Raw genomic sequence first — 1064 nt, 5'->3', positions numbered from 1 at the left:
CGGTCTGCTTGGCGCGCTTCTTGGCGGACTTGATATTGGCCACGGTGGTGGTTTCCTGAAAAATCGGTGTTATGGGAACAGCAAGCTAGCTAGTATGATGGCGTAAGAAATGTACGTCAAGTCGATTGTCAAGAGGGACGTTGAGTGAGTTCACCCAAGATGTTGCGGGGCCTGCTGTCGTTCAGCAGCATGACCATGGTCTCGCGGGTTCTCGGCCTGGTCCGGGACCAGGTGGTGACCTCGACCTTCGGCACCAACGCCATCACCGATGCTTTCTGGGTCGCCTTCAGGATACCCAATTTCCTGCGCCGGCTGTTCGCCGAGGGCTCCTTTGCCACCGCATTCGTGCCGGTGTTCACCGAGGTGAAGGAAACCCGCAGCCACGCCGAGCTGCGTGAACTGATGGCCCGCACCGCCGGCACCCTGGGCGGCGTGCTGATGCTGGTCACCGCGCTGGCGCTGATTTTCGCGCCGCAGCTGGCGTCGGTCTTCGCCAGTGGTGTCGACACCGACCCGGCCAAGCAGGGCCTGCTGATCGACCTGTTCCGCCTGACTTTCCCGTTCCTCCTGTTCGTCTCGCTGACCGCCCTGGCCGGCGGTGCGCTGAACAGTTTCCAGCGCTTCGCGATGCCCGCGCTGACCCCGGTCATCCTCAACCTGTGCATGATCGCCGGCGCGCTGTGGCTGGCGCCGCGGCTGGGTGGCACACCGGAAAAGCAGATCCTCGCCCTCGGCTGGGCCGTGCTGGCCGCCGGCCTGCTGCAGCTGCTGTTCCAGCTGCCCTCGTTGAAGGGCATCGACCTGCTGACCCTGCCGCGCTGGGGCTGGAACCATCCGGGCGTGCGCAAGGTGATGACGCTGATGGTGCCGACCCTGTTCGGCTCGTCAGTGGCGCAGATCAACCTGCTGCTGGATACCGTCATCGCCGCCAAGCTGACCGATGGCTCGCAGTCCTGGCTGTCGCTGGCCGATCGCTTCCTGGAACTGCCGCTGGGCGTGTTCGGTGTGGCCCTGGGCACGGTGATCCTGCCGGCGCTGGCCCGGCACCACGTCAGCACCGACCG

1 protein-coding gene is annotated in these 1064 nt (G+C 64.9%); it reads left to right on the top strand.

The genetic code is table 11. The annotated features are described in order from the left end of the window. Positions 1-159: 159 nt before the first annotated feature. A partial coding sequence (murJ, locus tag DBR20_RS15455) for a murein biosynthesis integral membrane protein MurJ (protein WP_108266784.1) occupies positions 160-1064 on the top strand: 905 nt, incomplete at its 3' end.

Source organism: Stenotrophomonas sp. HMWF023, from assembly GCF_003060985.1.
Lineage (GTDB): Bacteria > Pseudomonadota > Gammaproteobacteria > Xanthomonadales > Xanthomonadaceae > Stenotrophomonas > Stenotrophomonas lactitubi.
This window is presented reverse-complemented; position numbering and strand designations above follow the sequence as displayed.